The following is an 18,123-nucleotide window of genomic DNA, read 5'->3' on the forward strand; positions in this document are numbered from 1 at the left end:
ATTAACTCTAAAGTTTTATTACTCGTACAGTCCAGTAAATTGTATTCATTAAGAATATAATTTATAGATCAATAGCCTATAATAACGATATTGGCTGGTCTTTTCTATATATAGTATATGACATTACATACCATTTTTACACGCAAAAAAGCCCCACCATGCCGTAATGTACCGCGTTTTGATCCTGCTTAGGGCAGGTGGGTGTCCTCCTCATCCTTCAGTTGTCCCGTAAGGGCGTAACGTTCAGACGAGAGTTCGGACTCCCGAAGTAAATGTGTTGGCTCAAAACTGCGATATCACACGCACATGGCAGGGATATCTTATACATAAATAGTATCAGAAAGATTCGTAATTAACAAGTCTTGACATTTCAAATTTAATCAATTCTTGCCTATGTTTTTACACCAAAGATTGCTCTTCTTCTTCCTCGATATCTGGTTTAATATGCAACTCTTTTAATTGCTTAGGTTCTACTTCAGATGGAGCTTGGCTCATTACATCAGAAGCAGATTGGGTTTTAGGGAATGCGATTACGTCGCGGATAGATTGACGTTTTGCCATCAACATAACAAGACGATCAAGGCCGAATGCACAACCAGCATGAGGAGGTGCACCGTATTGGAATGCATCAAGCATGAAGCCGAATTTAGATTTAGCTTCTTCTTCAGATAAACCAATAGCTTTGAATACTTTTTCTTGTACATCGGATTGGTAAATACGCAAGGAACCGCCACCGATTTCAACACCGTTCAATACCATATCGTAAGCAATCGCTTTTACGCTACCAGGATCAGATTCCAATTTATCAAGATCTTCATGACGAGGCATTGTGAACGGATGGTGCATTGCAACATAACGTTTTTCATCTTCGTTATATTCGAACATAGGGAAATCAGTTACCCATGTGAATGCCAATTTATCTTGGTCAATCATGTTCATGCGGCGTGCCATTTCAAGGCGCAATTCACCTAATGCACGTGCCACAGTAGCAGGTTTATCAGCAATCATCAATACAAGGTCGCCACCTTTAGCGCCCATTTTTTCACCGATATTGCGGATTGTATCTTCACCTAAGAACTTCATGATTTGAGACTTGATGGAACCATCTTCATTGAAGCAAGCCCATGCAAGGCCTTTTGCACCGTAACGGTTAACATATTCAACGAGGTCATCAAGTTCACGACGTGGAATACCAGCATCGCCAGGTACAACGATACCTTTAACTACACCACCGTTATCGATTACAGAGCGGAATACTTTAAATTCTGTATCTTTTACAAGATCAGTTACATCAGTAAAGGCCATGTCGAAGCGAAGGTCTGGTTTATCAGAACCGTATTTATCCATTGCTTCATCCCATGTAATACGAGGCATAGGCAATGGAATTTCTTTGCCCAATGTAGTTTTAAATACATGAGCAATCATTTCTTCAAGCATAGAGTAAATGTCTTCTTCATCTACGAAGGACATTTCCAAGTCGAGCTGAGTGAACTCAGGTTGACGGTCTGCACGCAAATCTTCATCGCGGAAGCAACGAACGATTTGGAAGTATTTTTCATAACCAGCAACCATCAAGATTTGTTTGAAAATTTGTGGAGATTGTGGCAATGCATAGAATGTACCAGCATTTACACGAGAAGGTACTAAATAGTCACGAGCGCCTTCTGGTGTAGATTTAGTAAGCATTGGAGTTTCAATTTCCAAGAAATCGCGGCTATCGAAGAAGTCGCGCATTGCTTTCGTTACTTTGTGACGCAAAATCAAGTTGCGTTGCATTTCTGGACGACGCAAGTCAAGGTAACGATATTTCAAACGAATATTTTCATCTACATCGATATCATCTTGAATATAGAATGGAGGAGTTTTAGCGGAGTTCAATACGCGCAACTCTTCACAGAACATTTCGTATGCACCTGTAGGAAGGTTTGGATTAATAGCGGCTTCATCACGTTTTGTAATTTTACCACGTACACAAAGTACATATTCATTACGAACATCCTCTGCTTTGTGGAAAGATTCTACGTTATGGTCTGGAGACGCTACTACTTGTACTACGCCAGAACGATCGCGTAGATCCAAGAAAATCAAACCACCGTGGTCACGACGGCGTTCAACCCAACCACATAATACGACCTCTTTACCTACCTCTTGTTCAGAGATGGTGCCACAACCGTGCGTACGGTGTAAGCCTTGCATTGTTTCCATTCTAATTGTCATCCTTTCACCAAAGAAGTTATACGTTCAGAAACTGTATCAAGTGGTACAGTTTCTTGTTCACTAGTTTCCATGAATCGGATTATGGCTTCCCCACGAGCCAATTCATCATCACCCAATATGATAACATATTTTGCATTAATTTTGTTAGCATATTTTAATTGTGCCTTCATACTCTTGCCCTGTCCGTCCATTTCAACGGATACATATGCATCATGTAATGCTTGGCAAATTTTGAAAGCCTCTACCTTAGCCGCATCACCAAGAGCCACTACAAATGCAGATGGTTCAACAGTTGGTTCAGGCAATAAGTTTTGTTTTTCAAGAGCTAATAATAAACGCTCCATGCCCATGGCAAAGCCAATGGCTGGTGTATGAGGACCATCAAGTTCCTCTACAAGGCCATCGTAACGTCCACCACCTGCTACGGCACTTTGTGCGCCTAATGGAGTGTATTGTACTTCGAATGCTGTTTTTGTGTAATAATCAAGACCACGTACAAGGCGAGGGTTCAATGTATATTGCACATTAGCAGCTGTTAAATATGTCTTCAATTCTTCAAAGTGATCATGACACTCTTCACATAAATGTTCGTGAATTTCAGGAGCACCTACGGACAAGGATTTACAGGTTTCATTTTTGCAATCCAAGATACGCAACGGATTTTTATATAAACGTTCTTGGCAATCACTGCATAATTGTTCTTTTTTAGGTTCAAAGAATTCAATTAATTTTTCACGATATACAGGGCGGCATGTTGGGCAACCTACAGAGTTCACCTCTACATTAAGGTCTTTAAGGCCAAAGTCTTTCAACAATTGTACAACCATACAGATAACTTCACTATCTACCACTGGAGATTGAGAGCCTAGTACCTCTGCACCAAATTGATGGAATTGACGGTAACGACCTGCTTGTGGTTTATCATGACGGAACATAGGTCCCATGTAATACCATTTTGTAAGGCCTTCTTTACCATATACTTTATTTTCTAAGTAGGCCCGTACAGCAGAAGCCGTATTTTCAGGACGCAATGTGAAGCTAGAGCCACCATCATCGCCTGTAGTAAATGTATACATTTCCTTTTGTACTACATCTGTAGTTTCACCGATACCGCGCAAGAATAATTTAGTATCTTCAAAGGCAGGTGTGCGAATTTCATTGAACCCGTATACTTTACAAATTTCACGCATACGTTGTTCAATATAGTGCCAATTTATCATTTGCTCTGGCAAAAAGTCTTGTGTACCTCTTGGTTTTCTAATAGCCATTACACAACCTCCCAAAATTTCTCACAAATTCTATGTCGTTTCTCTAATAGTGCATCTATCGTTGCGTGGTAAACATCAACATCCTTTGGCATGTGCTGTTTCAATTGACGATATTCAGGGGCGCGCATCCATTTAGATGAGCTACCAGGTCCCATGGATAGAATACTTTGTCGCTCTTCCATTATCTGAATATTATATTCGCACGCTTTACCTGGCAAGGTATAGCCAATATTCTCTAATTGCCCTCTCATATATTGTTGGCGATATAGATAATATGGCACATAGCCAGCTGCTTCAAGACGCTCTTTACCATATTGTACCATTTCTGCTACGAGATGTTCTTCAGGAATATCATCTTGCATATTTAAATCATACAATGGGCTACCACGTTTTAATGCTAACGTATGAATTGTAACATTTTCCGGCAAATTTTGACATACGTAATCCATATTCTCTACCATGTTTTGCATCGTTTGATGCGGTAAACCCGCAATAAAATCCATATTTACAGCAAATGGTGTATTAACTTTTACATATTGTAACAATTCATCAATATCTTGCGCACTATGTCCACGCCCAATGCGCCGCAAAATATCGTCTTGCATCGTTTGTGGATTAATACTGATACGATTTACACCAAAATCGAGCATAGATCGTATCTTCCGAGGATTAACAGAATCTGGACGCCCCGCCTCTACAGTAAACTCATGACCTTCTGGCACTAGTATAGATAACTGTTTTAGGATTTGGTGAAAGTCTTCATCACCTAATACCGTTGGTGTACCGCCACCCATATAGAGGGTATCTACCGATAAGCCATAAGACTGAGCAATAGCTTTCATATCCTCCATATCACGGCCTAAAGCTGTTAAGAATTGACTTTTATCAGTGTAATCCTGATAAAGACCATAAGGAAACGAGCAGTACACACAACGAGTATCACAGAAAGGAATGCCACAATAGAGACTCACCTTTTTATCGTCTGTATCAGCTAAAAATGGACGTTGATACTCACCGATAGCCCCCAACGTTGCAAGCTTTTCCATAGACACAGAAAACTCGTCCCTAATGTGACGAGTTGCTGCGTGGACAGAGCCATATGTATCTATATATTTATGTAGTAGCTTTGTAGGACGCACACCGACCATAGTCCCCCATGGGGCATCGGCTGGCAAACCTTGATATTCACGCAAATAGCGCAATAAGGCTTGGCCAATTTGACGACGGCCCATAGATGAAATATCACCGTCAAAAGTTTTTACGGTCTCACCAATGGTTACAGTCAAACGATATAAACCGTCTACCTCTATAGCCTCTAAAACAACGTCTGGATTAACCTTATCAGAGAATAAACCAGCAGCACCACAGTTATGGGCTACTACGGAGCCAAGTGGTAATGGCCCCGTATATAGATATCCATTAAGCATGGTGATGAGCCATACGTTCTAATTTTTCAAGTTCTGCTTCAGTCATATGATTTTGGCAATCGCTGCAGTAACCATATACTTTCAATTGATGGTCAATCGTGCGGAAGTTCAATTTTTTAGCGATGATAGACTCTAATGTTTCAAGCATATCGTCTTCGAACTCGGATACTTTACCACATTTTACACAAATCAAATGATGATGGAAATGAGCGAACTCTTCATCATTTAATTCGTAACGGTTACGACCATCACCGAAATCAAGGCGTTTTAACAAATCAAGTTCAGTGAATAGATCAAGTGTTCTGTAAATGGTAGCCAAACCGATATCAGGAGCAACTTCTTTTACAAGTACATATACGTCTTCTGCGCTCAAATGGTTTTCATCAGCATCGATGAAGGCTTGTAAAATTGTTTGACGTTGTGTAGTTAATTTGTATTTTTTATCTTTAATGCGTTCTTTTAATTTCTCTAATGTTGTGTTCATGATAACTATCCCCTTTACTTCTTACAAAAGTTTTATAAAACCTACGCCCCAACGAATGGGTTGTATTGTTTTTCATAACCTATATTTGTTTCTGGTCCATGACCAGGATATACCATTGTATTGTCAGGCAATTTATAAAGCTGAGTTTTAATGGATTCCATTAATGTCTCATATGATCCATTTGGAAAATCTGTACGACCTACGGAATCTCTAAATAGAGTATCTCCTACAAATACAAGACCTTCCATGTAATAACATACTCCACCTGGCGTATGCCCCGGTGTTTCAAGCACTTCAAGGTCAATAGCACCACAGGTAATGTGGTCACCTTGTTTAACCTCGATAATGTCAGCCTTTACCTTGATTGGTGTTGGATTACTATAAGCGCTGAGATTGAGTTCAGGATCTGACAGATACGGTATATCGCCCTTTTGAATATATACAGGCACATGATATGTATCTACAATCTCTTGAACGCCACCAATATGATCACCATGACCATGGGTTAATAAAATCGCCTTTGGTTTCAAGTCGTGCTTCTTTAGAGACTCTAATACTTCAGCAGTAGCAGGATCAATAATGAAAGCTTCGCCTACCGCTTTATCTCCAATAACATAGCAGTTAGTCCCTAATGGACCTAATGGCATGCGCATAAGCACTAATTGTTGTTCACTCATTAAGCCCCTCCTTTACTACGCTGTACGGTATATACTTCACGAATACGGCGCAACTTAGTCATAACAAAATCAAGTTGTGAAATATCACGGATATCGACCACAACATTGATACTTACAGTTTTAGTATCTTCTTGAACCTTAGCATTGATGTTTGTAATGGTGATTTTCAATTCTGAAAGTACCGCCATAACCTCCATCAACAGACCATTTCGATCGTATGCTTGAATATCGATACCTACATGGAAGGATTCACCAGAGGAACCATCCCAAGAGACTTCAATCATACGTTCTAAATCTTCTGGCGTATGGCCTAGGCTCGTACAATCGGAGCGATGGACAGATACACCACGGCCACGCGTGATGTAACCGATGATATCATCACCAGGAACTGGGCTACAGCATTTCGCCATACGTACCATGACACCAGCTTCCCCTTTTACGAGAACGCCCGTACCATTCTTAGTCGTTTTTGGCCCTTGAGCTTTTAACTTCTCAATGATTTGTTCAGTGCTGTGTTTAGACTCTTCTGCTTCTTTAGATTTTTTATAAAGTTCAATTAACCGCAAGAGAACAGTGCTGACAGGAATGCCGCCATAGCCACAAGCGGCAAACATTTCCTCTTCAGTACCTGCTTTAAGCTGTTTTGTAACTTGTTGGAGACGATTATCACCGATCAATTCTTTCCAACTATAGTTTAATCGTTTTGCTTCTTTTTCAAGCGCCTCTAGTCCTTTTTCAATGTTTTCAGCTTTATTTTCACGCTTGAACCAGTTGCGAATTTTGCTCTTACTTTCAGAAGAGCCTACGATATTAAGCCAATCAAGACTTGGGCGACCTGTTTTAGATGTAATAATATCTACAATATCGCCATTTTGTAAGGTGTAATCTAGCGGTACAATTTTACCATTTACCTTGGCACCTACGCATCTATGCCCTACATCGGTATGAACACGATATGCGAAATCTAGTGGAACAGACCCTATCGGCAATTTAACAACATCGCCTTTTGGTGTAAATACGAATACTTCACCAGAGAATACGTCTAATTTTAAAGCGTTTACAAGCTCTGTTGGATTACTTGTATCTTGCCATTCCAATACTTGGCGCAACCACGCAACCTTTTGGTCGAAATCCTTATCGCCATTTTTATTGCCTTCTTTATAACGCCAATGCGCTGCAACACCGTATTCAGATACGCGGTGCATTTCCCATGTACGAATTTGGATTTCTACAGGTTGCCCCATGGTACCGATAACCGTTGTATGCAAGGATTGATACATATTAGACTTCGGCATGGAAATGTAATCCTTGAAACGATACGGCAATGGTTTCCACAAGCTATGCGCAATACCTAGAACGGCATAGCAATCTGGAATTGTATCAACAATAACGCGAACAGCGAGCAAGTCGTAAATTTGAGATAAATCACGGTTGTCCTTTTTCATCTTCTTGTAAATGCTGTAGAAGTGTTTTGGACGACCTTTAATATCTGCCTTAATATGAGCTTCCCCTAACGCTTTTGTAAGTTGGCTCATCGTATCATTTACAATGTCCTCACGAGCTTGGCGTTTTTGTTTCATTTGATCTACAAGATCATAATATTTTTCCGGCTCTAAATAGCGGAATGATAAATCTTCTAGTTCCCATTTCACATTGAAGATACCAAGGCGATGTGCTAGAGGCGCAAAGATTTCTAAGGTTTCCTTTGCAATACGCTTTTGCTTGTCGCTACGCATATGCTTTAAGGTACGCATATTATGTAAGCGGTCACCTAGTTTAATAACAACGACGCGCACATCCTTCGCCATAGCCAAAATCATCTTCCGATAATTTTCCATTTGGCGATCTTCTTTTGTTTCATATTGGAACTGGTTTAATTTCGTTACACCATCAACGAGGAAAGCCACCTCAGAGCCAAACATTTTCTCTAAGTCTTCCTTCGAATACGATGTATCTTCAACCACATCATGCATAAGCGCAGCCATAAGCGTAATATGGTCGATTTGTAAGTGTGCCAAAATTTCAGCTACTGCTAGTGGATGCATGATATATGGCTCACCAGAAGCTCTCAATTGACCTTCATGAGCCTTATCAGCAAGTTCAAAAGCCTTCAATACTTGGTTACACTCATCATCTGTTAAATAGGTATGGATATATTCCATAAATTCAGCTAAAGCTTTTTCTTTGTTAAATGTACCTTGTTCAACCAAAGCTTTGCCTTCTTCATTTACAGTTGTCATGGTGTCACCTCCTATACACTATAGGTAAGAAATGTTACGGATGTGACAAGATCTAATTTTCCTTCAACGGCATTCCATCTTAGCATTAATTGACCATCATCACTTGTATATTCTTCTATGATGCCCAACTCCTTAAAAACATCTAAGGATGTAAGGGCACTACGATTATTTTGATCTGTCGGCTTGCGGCGCAAAATTTCTTGTTCCACATTGTAAACCGATTGACTACGACCACGCATAGCTTGTTTTACTATGACATACATTTGTCTAAGCCCTTCTGTTGAAAGTGTAATAGGCTCTTCAGTCAACGGTTCAATAGCTTGGATCATAAGCTGTGGAGAAACCATCCCTTGCCATTCATTCTTTTGCAATGAAAATGCTACTTTCACCACAGTTCCAACAAATATGGTTTTAAACAAATCAGGACGATTCCAAGCAATGGCATCTAACGTGCCACTTGAGGTTTCTAAAATCACCTTACAATGATTTTTTAACTGTCCCATAAGCATAATATCTTGTACCGTTGCTTCCATAACGGCAAAGACCGGCGTACTATTAGCCATACCATACGGTTCAAGAGCTGATACGCGGTCAATGATATCTACATCGATATCATCAACGGGTAGTTCCGCATCAATAGCAACGACAGGGATATATTCTTCCTGTGTCACATGCTCTTTACAATACGCCGTTAATCGGTCTCGTAGTTCATCTATACGACTTGCATCAATACTAAAGCCAGCTGCTGCAGCATGACCACCAAACTGTAGTAACACATCTTCACAGGACTTGAGTGCATCGTAAATATTAAAGCCATCAATACTACGGCAGGAACCTTTACCAACGCCATCATGAATACTGATGACTAAGGTTGGTTTATAAAACTCCTCAACTAAACGAGAGGCCACAATACCTATAACACCAGGATGCCAGTCTTCACCAGCCACCACCGTTACATAATCCGCTTTATGACCTTGATTAGCCACATCGATGCGAGCAAGTTCATGAATATTCCGCTCTAATTCTTGGCGTTCACGGTTAGTTTCATTTAACTCCTCTGCAATAGCTTCTGCCATATCAGCATCATCGGTAACAAGTAACTCAACAGCACGTGTTGCATGAGTTACGCGACCTGCTGCATTAAGGCGAGGTGCCAAAGTAAAACCGATATGTCCAGATGTTATAGTTCGTTCATGGAGACCCGCTACATCGATAAGCTTTTTAATGCCCAAATTAGGATGACTATTCATCTTCTCTAGGCCTGCTTTTACAATGATGCGGTTCTCACCTACTAACGGTACTACGTCTGCCACAGTACCTAGTGCAACAATATCTAAATCATCTAAATACCATTCACCATATTTTGTGAGCCATAAAGCTTGGCATAATTTAAAGGCAACCCCAACGCCGGACAAGTTTTTATCCTTATAAGGACAATCCTTCTGCTTGTGGTTAATAACAGCCTTTGCTCGTGGAATCAAATCTGGTGCCGTATGATGATCCGTAATGATCATATCAATACGGTCACGTACAGCCTCCACAATATCGTAAGAACTGATACCACAGTCTACGGTAATAACTAGAGCCGTCCCCCGCTCTATAAGGTGCTCTAAAGCCTCTAAATTGAGTCCATAGCCTTCACTTTGACGCTCTGGTATGTAATAGGTAACATCGGCACCTAGTTTCTTTAAAAATCGATATAGAACAGATGTGGCCGTAATACCGTCTACATCATAATCGCCATAAATAACGATTGGTTTATGCTTTTCAATTGTCTCCTGAACTAGCGAAACAGCTACATCCATATCTTTTAATGTGAATGGATCTAACAAATCTGACAAAGAGCCTTGTAAAAACTTCCGCCCTTCGTCAACATCTATGTGGCGATTTACCATTAATTTTGCCACAATAGGATTTACACCAAGTTCACGGATTAAGATATTTTCTTGTTCTTTGTCGCTTGTAGAAATGCGCCAACGTTTTTTCTTAATCATCATATCCCTCAGTAGTTTATAATCAATATTATTATAATAATTCAACGTATTATCATTATCATTTTTATTTATTATACCCTAAAAAACGAATAAAATAAACTATTTTATATATTTTATTCTCATTTAACTTTTGACATTTTCTCAACAAAAAAGAACCTCCCATTATCAATAGGAGGTTCTAGATCAGTGAATTACTTAGAACCGGAAGTCTCGTTCGCCGTCTTTCATCTGTGCAATATAAGCTTTCGCTTTATCTTTAACTAAGTCATTTTTGATATTTTCTAACTGTTCTTCAATAACTTTAGCGCCATGAGCTTTAGTTTTTTCATCACCATAATCCATGATGTATTCGTTTAATGTCATCAATGCATTTGGTTGGCAACAATTGTGGATTTGACCGGATTTAGCAAGGGCCATGAATCTATCCCCTGTTCTACCTGCACGGTAGCATGCAGTACAGAAACTTGGTACATAGCCAAGGTCTAGTAACCAATCTACAATTTCATCTAATGTACGTGTATCACTGCGATCAAATTGAGCAGAATTATCTTCTGGTTTTTCTTCTTCTTTGTAGCCACCTACACTAGTACGAGAGCCACCACTAATTTGGGAGATACCTAATGCCAAGCCACGTTCACGCATAGATTGGCTTTCACGGGTAGACATAATCATACCTGTATACGGTGTGGATACGCGAATAAGAGCAACGATTTTCTCAAAGATATCGTCAGGTACAGCATTACTGAAATCATCTACATCGATATCATCAGCTGGACAAATACGAGGTACAGAAATTGTATGTGGACCTACGCCAAATACAGCCTCTAAATGTTCAGCATGCATTAATAAGCCTACAAAATCGTATTTATAGTGTTCTAAACCATATAAAACACCGATGCCTACATCATCAATACCGCCTTGCATAGCGCGGTCCATCGCCTCTGTATGGTAGGCGTAGTCGCTCTTAGGGCCTGTTGGATGAAGTGCTTCGTAGTTTTCTTTATTGTACGTTTCTTGGAATAATGTATAGGTACCAATGCCAGCTTCATGTAATTTCTTGTAATCCTCAACAGAGCAAGCTGCAATATTTACGTTTACACGGCGAATTTCGCCATTTTTATTTTTAATACCGTAAATAGTTTTGATGGATTCCAAAATATACTCAAGCGGATTATTGAGTGGATCTTCACCAGACTCAATTACAATACGCTTATGGCCCATTGCTTCTAACGCGATAACCTCTTCTCTAATTTGGTCTTGAGTCAACTTTTTACGTTTAATATCACGGTTTTTAGAATGGTAAGGACAATATACACAACCATTAATACAATAGTTAGACAAATATAATGGTGCAAACAAAACGATACGATCACCATAAATGGCTTTCTTGATTTCTTTTGCTAAAGCATAAAGCTTTTCCTTATATTCAGGCAACGGACATTCTAATAGAACAGCTGCCTCTCTATGGTTTAACCCCTTAAATGTAGCAGCCTTTGCTAAAATAGCATCTAACAACTCCCGATTTTCCTTGTTTTCCTCTGCGTAAGCAAGAGTATCAAGGATTTCCTGATGGGAAATAAATTCCTCCGCCTTTGGAGATTTTACATCATACATAGTACTTACCTCAAATCTTTCTAGTGGCAATGCCACCCCTCTTTAGGTTTATGAAAGTATATGTCAACCAGTCTTCTGGTATTTCACTGATACTGTACTTAGTATACCACTATTCCTACTAAAAAACATAGGAATTTAATACATAGCAAAAGGTTGCCCCCTCATTAGAGGAAGCAACCTTTATATTATGGGCCTTTCTAATTTATATCGATTATCTATATCGAATATGATTAAAATGTATATAGAATATTAATTTAATTATATGCGTCAGTTAAAACAAAAAATCCCTAGTGGAAAACCACTAGGGATTAATAGTCGTTGTAAAATTAAGCTTCTACAGGGTATACGCTAACTTTACGGTTATAACGACCAGCACGTTCAAATGCTACTTTACCAGGCACAAGTGCGAATAAAGTGTCATCTTTACCGATACCTACGTTAGTACCAGGGTGGAAGTGAGTACCACGTTGACGAACGATGATGTTACCGCTCTTTACGATGGAACCATCATGGCATTTAACACCAAGACGTTTAGATTCACTATCACGACCGTTACGAGTACTGGACACACCTTTTTTATGTGCGAACAATTGCAAATCAAAAGTAAACATTAAGTTCACCTCCTATATTTCGTGTATTTGGACAAACTCTGGATATTGACGGCTAATTTCCTTTAAACCAAGGAGCATAGTCCCCAGAATATCCTGTCCACTCTGGTTAATCGTACCAGAGAGAACCATATCACATCGACCTTCGCTATTCGTATAGTCCCCTTCTTGCTGAGCAATTTGGGTAAGTCCTAACATTGCCGTTGCCGATAAGGCAGACACTGCAGCACATACGATATCGAAGCCATGATCATCATATCCTGCATGACCGGACATGTGACAACCAATTACTTGACCATCACCATTCCGCTGGATTCCAATGGAAACCATAATTAAGCTTGGATAGATTCAATACGAACTTTTGTGAACGGTTGACGATGGCCTTGACGACGACGGTAGTTGGATTTAGCTTTGTATTTGAATACTAAGATTTTTTTACCTTTACCATGCTCAAGAACTGTACCTGTAACTTTTGCACCGTTTACAAGAGGAGCGCCAACTTTAACGTCGCCGTCATTCACTACAGTCAAAACTTCTTCGAATGTAACGGATTCGTTAGCAGCTGCTTCCAATTTTTCGATAGTAATTACATCGCCTTCAGCAACGCGATATTGTTTACCACCAGTTTTAATAATTGCGTACATGAGAACACCTCCTTGTTATCGAACTCGCTGAATTCGGTATCCCGACCCGAACATCGGTCGGGCGTTTAAACCTGCTTCACGCGGATTGCAAAGTTCAGTAAACCGAACTAATACTGATATAGTATATCGTATTTACCTATCCATGTCAAACAAAATTCAACATAAATAGCTCAGTTTCCGATACTTTCATATATATACAAACCTCTAAAATTCTCCGATAATACCGAGGTGTTGTAAGAGTATTTTTGTGCCGATGAGGATTAATACACCCCCACCTAATATGTCTGCATATTTTCCTACAAACTGGCCCATAAATTTACCTAAGTACACGCCAACAAGAGAAATACCAAAAGTAATGACCCCAATCATAGTGGAAGCTTCCCATACATTAATAGGTAAAAAAGCAAAGGTTAAGCCTACTGCCATGGCATCAAGGCTAGTGGCTACGGAAAGCATAATCATTTCCCAAGCACCTAAAAACTGTTTATCATCGTCTTCTTCATCGTCGTCACTGAGTCCTTCTCGAATCATAGCAATACCTAAATAGCCAAGAAGTCCAAAGATAATCCAATGATCCCATTCAGATATAACATCGATAAACTGGCGTCCAATGAGCCATCCCATAACAGGCATGAGAAACTGGAATAACCCAAATAAGAATGCCAATGTAACCTTTCGGCCATTTTCACCTACCGGCATTGATAAACCTTTACCAATCGATACACCAAAGGCATCCATGGCTAGACCAATACTAATTAATATAATTTCAAATACAGACACGAAACTCACCTATAAAAACTACTTACTTATTCTGCTACTGCCATCAAAGAATATCCTTCTCGGCTAATTTGTGAATTCACTACAATCGAAATCTTACGCCCTATAGAATCGCCTAACTCCTCAAGGACAGCCTTAGTTAAGTATTGGGCTACCTCTGGATGTACTTCGATTTCTAGATTAGATTTAATGCGACCTGATTTAAACAGCTCACGTATACGACGGATAATTTGCATGTATACAGTTCTACCTGACAACATGTATCCAGTGCCTCCACATTGAGGACATGTATCAAACATCAAAGTTTGCAAACCTTGACGGGCACGCTTTCTAGTCATCTCCACAAGACCAAGCGAACTAATACCACATACCACTGTTTTCATCTTATCTAACTTGGCCTGTGCGCTCAACAATTTTAACAACTCTTGTTGATGGGACTTATCCTTCATATCGATAAAATCGACGACGATAATACCACCAATATCACGCAATCGCAATTGTCGACAAATTTCCTTTGCCGCCTCTTTATTGACTGTAAAAGCCAGATCTTCTAACTTATTAGACTTACCTGTGTAATGAGCCGAGTTTACATCAAATACGGTGAGAGCCTCCGTATGATCAATACGGATAGAGCCACCGGAAGGTAGATTGATATCACGAGAGATAAGATCTTCTAATTGTGGTTCAATATGATTAGCTTTAAAGATAGGTGTGCTACCACGGTGACGTGTCACTTTAATTTGCTGTGATGTAGGCCCATGACCTAAGAGATCCAGCAATCGAGACTCGCCCATATCAGAATCTACAATAATCTCTCCTACATTGCGATGCGCATAATCTCGTACAAGGCGGAACCAAAAATCCGCATCACTATAGAGATCAGTACCACTCTTAGCCACCTTAAATCGTTTTAACACATGTTGCCATGTACGCCATAGATATTCCATATCACGACCGATTTCATCAGCACTAGCCTTAGCGGCTGCGGTACGAATAATAAATCCACAGCCTTCCTGTACATAAGGCGCTGCTAATTCTTGTAATTTAGCACGTACTGCTTCATCAGTAATTTTCTTAGAAATATGCATGCCTTCAGAATATGGTAAAAGCACCATAAAACGTCCTGCCAAACTCACATCAGCTGTAACGCGAGCGCCTTTACCAAGCATTTCCTCTTTTACCACTTGTACGAGAATTTGTTGTCCCACAGATAGGCGTGGCAAGATTTTCTGTTCTTTCCCCTGTTGAAGGTTCAAGTACGCATTTTGAGAGCCTCCTATATCAACAAAGGCCGCTTGCATACCATTTAACACGTTCTTAACAGTGCCCTTATACATATGATTTGCCATATGAGACTCATCAGTACGCTCTAAGACAAAGTCTACTAACTGCCCTTCTTCGTCGATAACAGCCATGCGGATTTCTTCTCGCATAACATTGACCAAAATTTTATGCATCCTATCCCTCCCTTCGTTCAATTTAAAATATATAGCTCTTTTAAAGCACTAAAGCGTATATAAATCGCTTAAGATTTATGTAAAGATATTAGTAATTTAGATGTATATAACGAGTATTAGTAGTTAATTTCCAATGGAGTGTAACGACCATCTTCATTTTCCACCATAATCGCTTTACGATGAATTTCATAGCCACTTGTAATAGGCCAATTATATTGGTCTTTACCAAGATTCCACACTTCGCTAGGTTTGATTGTACCTTGCGGATAGATGCCAATGCCCATAGTAAGGGTTACCATACCGTCCTTAACAGATGCTACGATAGGTTCTTTTACAAATTCTTTCACATCAATAGTGCGAGTTTTCTTAGGCGTTACCTTTTCATAAGAAATCTCCGTAGCTTCATTGAAAGGTTTTAGTAATGCATTCCAATCAGCGTTTTCATCTGTTACAGGGCCTGTTACCTCATAAATAGCAAAGTTACAGATAGCCATCATCTTTTTAACCTTTTCAGGCATTTCCTTGCCACCTAGCACCTCAAGACCTGGCGGTGCTACGCGATTCAAACGCTCCATAATAGACTCTAAAGAGTCCTCTTCTAGCACATCCATATCGATATATTCAGCCGCCGCTGTTACACCTAGGGCAAGTGCAGAGGAAAAGCTAATTTTCATATGTGGATTAAAGCCTTCAGAATAAGCCATTTTAATTTCTGCGCGGCGAATCATACGTTCTACTGCTTGTGCATAATCAAGGTGCGACAAGAATCGCAATTTTTCGCCTTTATTTAAGGCCAAACGTAACTTTTTCAACTCTGCCACCCTCCTTATAGTCAATAATTGCAGTATTTAGCTCTGGACATACGTTACAGCCCTTACATGGACCTCGACGGCAATCACTTGTTAAGTTTGCCTCTACCGCTTGTTCCCACTCTCGTTTCAAAAAAGCTTTACTTACAGTGCAATCCAAATGATCCCAAGGTAATGGTTCGTCGAAATCACGAGTACGACGTGCAAAATATGCAGGATCCAAACCACAGTCAGCGAATGCTTTTAACCAAGTTTCATAGTTGAAGAACTCAGTCCAGCCATCAAATTTACAACCTGCTTCCCAGGCTTTTACAAGAACTTCAGATAATCTACGGTCCCCACGAGCAAAGGCAGCCTCCATGTAGCCAGTATAGCCATCATGGTAATGATAGGAAATATTGCGATTATTGATGAGAGATTTTAAATAACGTTGTTTACGATGAATTTCCTCTACATCTTGTTGACCATACCATTGGTATGGAGAATGTGTTTTTGGCACGAAGAAGGATACGCTAACGGTTACAGAACCATTGCGTTTACCCGTAATATCACGGTGTAAATCAAGCACCTTGTACGCTAGATTAGCAATACCTGCTAAGTCTTCATCAGTTTCAGTAGGAAGGCCCATCATGAAGTACAGTTTAACTGTATTCCACCCAGATTTAAAGGCATTTGTACACGCTGCCAATAAATCTTCTTCGCTAACGCCTTTGTTGATAACATCGCGCATGCGCTGTGTACCCGCTTCAGGAGCAAAAGTAAGACCACTCTTACGTACTTGTTGCACCTTTTTCGCAATATCGATGGAGAAACTATCGATGCGCAAGGATGGCAAGCTTACGCTTACTTGTTTGTCTTTGAACTCTTCCATGAGCATGTCTACTAACTCTGGCAATTTAGAATAATCCGCAGAGCTTAAGCTCATCAAAGAGATTTCATTATAACCAGTGTTAGCAATCGTATCCTTAGCAATTTGAAGCAAACGCTCTGGCGTCTTTTCACGAACAGGGCGGTATAGCATTCCCGCTTGGCAGAAACGACAACCACGTGTACAGCCGCGGAATAATTCGAGTACCGCACGGTCATGAACTATATCTAAGAATGGTACAACAGGTTTTGTTGGGTAGAAAACATTTTCTACATCTTCAACAATGCGTTTTTCAACAGCTGCAGGTACGTCTTCAAAGCGCGGTGTAATAGATTTAAAATCGCCTTGCTCGGTATATTCCACATCGTATAATGCTGGACAATACGTACCAGGGATTTGAGCCACTTTACGCAAGAATGCTTCCTTGCCGCCTGGGAATCCTTTTGCCTTTTCAGCCTTGTAGAGATCGATGAATTCATCTCCCCATTCTTCGGACTCACCAAGGGAGACAATATCAAAGAAATCGGCAATAGGCTCTACATTAAATGCACATGGACCACCACAAACGAGTAATGGAAACTCCATATCCCGGTCTTTAGCGTACATTGGAATACCAGCCAAATCGAGCATGTTTAAAATATTAGTAAAGCTCATCTCATATTGGAGTGTAAAGGCTAACACATCAAAATCTTTGATAGGCGTACGAGTTTCCAAAGAGAATAAAGGGATGTTACGCTTACGCATTTCCTCTTCCATATCGTGCCACGGAGCAAACACACGTTCCGCTGCTGCATCTTCACGACGGTTTACAAGACCATATAAAATTTTGATGCCCAAATGGCTCATAGCCACTTCGTATACATCTGGAAAAGCTAAAGCCATTGTTACATCAACCGTACTGTGATCTTTTACAATACTGTTATATTCACCGCCCGTATAACGAGCAGGCTTTTGGACATGTTGTAACCATGACGTATCTAATTGAATCATACATCCTCCGTCTTTTCTGAAAGACTTCTTTCACAATCAATCCTAAAAA

The 18,123-nt window shown here is 40.0% G+C and carries 15 protein-coding genes and 1 other RNA gene; all 16 read right to left on the reverse strand.

Features of this window, described 5'->3' with window-relative positions; all coding sequences use genetic code 11:
* Positions 1-146: 146 nt before the first annotated feature.
* The 16 genes from ssrS to ACDF53_RS00385 all read right to left on the reverse strand — a co-directional run bounded on the left by ssrS (position 147) and on the right by ACDF53_RS00385 (position 18,074).
* Positions 147-319, reverse strand: a non-coding RNA gene (gene ssrS, locus ACDF53_RS00310) — 6S RNA.
* An 80-nt stretch (positions 320-399) separates the two neighbouring features.
* Positions 400-2,205 carry an aspartate--tRNA ligase gene (aspS, locus tag ACDF53_RS00315; protein ID WP_298696098.1) on the reverse strand — a complete coding sequence of 602 codons (1,806 nt, stop codon included), beginning with the start codon at positions 2,203-2,205 and terminating at the stop codon, positions 400-402.
* An 8-nt stretch (positions 2,206-2,213) separates the two neighbouring features.
* Positions 2,214-3,485, reverse strand: a complete 1,272-nt coding sequence (gene hisS / locus ACDF53_RS00320) for a histidine--tRNA ligase (RefSeq protein WP_303930195.1) — start codon at positions 3,483-3,485, stop codon at positions 2,214-2,216.
* Positions 3,485-4,912, reverse strand: a complete 1,428-nt coding sequence (hemZ, locus tag ACDF53_RS00325; RefSeq protein ID WP_303930194.1) for a coproporphyrinogen dehydrogenase HemZ — start codon at positions 4,910-4,912, stop codon at positions 3,485-3,487. The genes hisS and hemZ overlap by 1 nt, the downstream gene beginning before the upstream one ends.
* Complete coding sequence (locus ACDF53_RS00330) at positions 4,905-5,396, reverse strand: Fur family transcriptional regulator (protein ID WP_105089417.1); 492 nt, start codon at positions 5,394-5,396, stop codon at positions 4,905-4,907. The genes hemZ and ACDF53_RS00330 overlap by 8 nt, the downstream gene beginning before the upstream one ends.
* A 41-nt stretch (positions 5,397-5,437) precedes the next feature.
* Positions 5,438-6,073, reverse strand: a complete 636-nt coding sequence (locus ACDF53_RS00335; protein ID WP_295868240.1) for an MBL fold metallo-hydrolase — start codon at positions 6,071-6,073, stop codon at positions 5,438-5,440.
* Positions 6,073-8,313 (reverse strand): bifunctional (p)ppGpp synthetase/guanosine-3',5'-bis(diphosphate) 3'-pyrophosphohydrolase, encoded by a 2,241-nt coding sequence (locus ACDF53_RS00340; RefSeq protein ID WP_370815159.1) that lies wholly within the window; start codon positions 8,311-8,313, stop codon positions 6,073-6,075. The genes ACDF53_RS00335 and ACDF53_RS00340 overlap by 1 nt, the downstream gene beginning before the upstream one ends.
* A gap of 11 nt (positions 8,314-8,324) precedes the next feature.
* Positions 8,325-10,307: a single-stranded-DNA-specific exonuclease RecJ gene (recJ, locus tag ACDF53_RS00345; protein WP_370816174.1), complete on the reverse strand. Its 1,983-nt coding sequence runs from the start codon at positions 10,305-10,307 to the stop codon at positions 8,325-8,327.
* Positions 10,308-10,502: 195 nt separating this feature from the next.
* Positions 10,503-11,921 (reverse strand): [FeFe] hydrogenase H-cluster radical SAM maturase HydG, encoded by a 1,419-nt coding sequence (hydG, locus tag ACDF53_RS00350; protein WP_227721141.1) that lies wholly within the window; start codon positions 11,919-11,921, stop codon positions 10,503-10,505.
* Positions 11,922-12,247: 326 nt separating this feature from the next.
* Positions 12,248-12,532 carry a 50S ribosomal protein L27 gene (gene rpmA, locus ACDF53_RS00355; RefSeq protein WP_004696430.1) on the reverse strand — a complete coding sequence of 95 codons (285 nt, stop codon included), beginning with the start codon at positions 12,530-12,532 and terminating at the stop codon, positions 12,248-12,250.
* A 12-nt stretch (positions 12,533-12,544) separates the two neighbouring features.
* On the reverse strand, positions 12,545-12,859 hold the full coding sequence (locus tag ACDF53_RS00360; RefSeq protein ID WP_370815160.1) for a ribosomal-processing cysteine protease Prp: 315 nt from the start codon (positions 12,857-12,859) through the stop codon (positions 12,545-12,547).
* 2 nt (positions 12,860-12,861) lie between these two features.
* Entirely contained in the window at positions 12,862-13,173 is a 312-nt protein-coding gene (rplU, locus tag ACDF53_RS00365) for a 50S ribosomal protein L21 (RefSeq protein WP_004698652.1), read from the reverse strand.
* A 204-nt stretch (positions 13,174-13,377) separates the two neighbouring features.
* Positions 13,378-13,953 carry a manganese efflux pump MntP family protein gene (locus tag ACDF53_RS00370; RefSeq protein WP_370815161.1) on the reverse strand — a complete coding sequence of 192 codons (576 nt, stop codon included), beginning with the start codon at positions 13,951-13,953 and terminating at the stop codon, positions 13,378-13,380.
* A gap of 26 nt (positions 13,954-13,979) precedes the next feature.
* Entirely contained in the window at positions 13,980-15,407 is a 1,428-nt protein-coding gene (locus ACDF53_RS00375) for an Rne/Rng family ribonuclease (RefSeq protein WP_195185905.1), read from the reverse strand.
* A 116-nt stretch (positions 15,408-15,523) separates the two neighbouring features.
* Positions 15,524-16,219, reverse strand: a complete 696-nt coding sequence (locus ACDF53_RS00380) for a TIGR03936 family radical SAM-associated protein (protein WP_060923975.1) — start codon at positions 16,217-16,219, stop codon at positions 15,524-15,526.
* Complete coding sequence (locus tag ACDF53_RS00385; RefSeq protein WP_370815162.1) at positions 16,191-18,074, reverse strand: TIGR03960 family B12-binding radical SAM protein; 1,884 nt, start codon at positions 18,072-18,074, stop codon at positions 16,191-16,193. The genes ACDF53_RS00380 and ACDF53_RS00385 overlap by 29 nt, the downstream gene beginning before the upstream one ends.
* Positions 18,075-18,123 lie beyond the last annotated feature (49 nt).

This window comes from Veillonella sp., from assembly GCF_041333735.1.
Classification (GTDB): Bacteria; Bacillota; Negativicutes; order Veillonellales; family Veillonellaceae; genus Veillonella.